Origin of the sequence: Lederbergia graminis (genome assembly GCF_042655485.1) — a bacterium.
GTDB classification, from domain to species: domain Bacteria; phylum Bacillota; class Bacilli; order Bacillales; family Bacillaceae_C; genus Lederbergia; species Lederbergia graminis.
Genome location: NZ_JBHSMC010000035.1, coordinates 1 through 1328 on the forward strand (window position 1 = coordinate 1; position 1328 = coordinate 1328).

The 1328-nt window shown below is 34.6% G+C and carries 2 protein-coding genes; both read right to left on the minus strand.

Annotated elements, in window-relative coordinates; genetic code table 11:
* Window positions 1–41 precede the first annotated feature (41 nt).
* On the minus strand, window positions 42–899 hold the full coding sequence (locus tag ACFPM4_RS19100) for an IS3 family transposase (RefSeq protein ID WP_382355362.1): 858 nt from the start codon (window positions 897–899) through the stop codon (window positions 42–44).
* Window positions 896–1246 (minus strand): transposase, encoded by a 351-nt coding sequence (locus tag ACFPM4_RS19105; RefSeq protein WP_382355359.1) that lies wholly within the window; start codon window positions 1244–1246, stop codon window positions 896–898. The genes ACFPM4_RS19100 and ACFPM4_RS19105 overlap by 4 nt, the downstream gene beginning before the upstream one ends.
* Between the last annotated feature and the right edge of the window lie 82 nt (window positions 1247–1328).

The following is a 1328-nucleotide window of genomic DNA, read 5'->3' on the forward strand; positions in this document are numbered from 1 at the left end:
GTGGTCAAGCCCCCTAAAAGTGGACATTCCATAATTGTTTATTAAACCGCTAAATAATGTGCTTCAAAATAAGAGGTTGGGTTTAAATATCCCAGCCTTTTTTGACTACGTTCAGTATTAAAATACTCGACGAATTTAGTTAGATCGTTCTTAACTTGTTCTAAACTCTCAATAGAATAATGACATACAAATTCGGTCTTAAGATGAGAGAAAAAGCTCTCGATAACCGCATTATCCCAGCAATTAGCCTTTCTTGACATACTTGGTGTAAATTTCAACTTTTTAGATAGCTTTTTATGGTCATAAGAGCGATAAACACTTCCTTGATCTGAATGAATAATAACATCTTTTAAATCCTTTAGATTACGCTTACGCATTGCCTGATGGATAGTATCGCTAATTAGCTCTAAATTTGGACTATCACTAATGACAAGAGATATTATTTCTCTATTAAAAAGATCCATTAAAGCTGAGATATACATTTTATTATTCATTACATTGAGTTCGGTTATATCTGTAACCCATTTCTTATTCGGAAATGCGGCGTCGAAATCGCGGTTTAATAGGTTATTATAGACAAAACCAGCACTATTTACTTTTTCTTCTTTCTTTGTTTTAACTTGACGGATTTTTGATTTTATATTCAATTCTTTCATCAATCTGTCAACGCGTTTATGATTTATAATATGGTTATTAGAACGCAGTTCTCCTGCAATACGTTTAGCTCCATAAGTGCCTTTACTCTTTTTATAGAGCTTTTTAATAGCTTCAATATCTTTCTTGTCACGATCAGTTAATTCTTTTTTGGGGCGTTTCAAATAGGCATAGTATCCGCTAGTCGACACTCCTATGGTCTTACAAAGTAAGGTAACGGGATATTCCTTTCTCAAAGTATTTATCGCTTCATATGCTTTTTGTTTTCGTTCTCTTTGAGAAAGGCCTGGAACTTTTTTAGAATTTCGATTTCCTTCATCTGCTCGTTATATTTCTTCTCGATTTCACGGAGTCGATCTAACTCTGACTGAGTCTTTCTGTCATCCGATTTAGCGCCTTTAACGGCGCTACGCAAGCCATTAACTCCCTTTTCCTTATAAGCACGTATCCAGTTATTGATTGTATTAATATGAATCTGATAGTCTTCAGCTACATCTTTCTTATGACGTCCCTGCTCCAATATTTCCTGTACGACCCTGCATTTTTCTTCAAATGATGATTGTTTTTTTCTTGTTTCATTTTTGTTTTTCAAACTTGGTCACTCCCCAGAAAAGCATTATTAAACAATTGTAACATTTCTAGTGTCCATTATAAGGGGGTCGACCACTGGCACC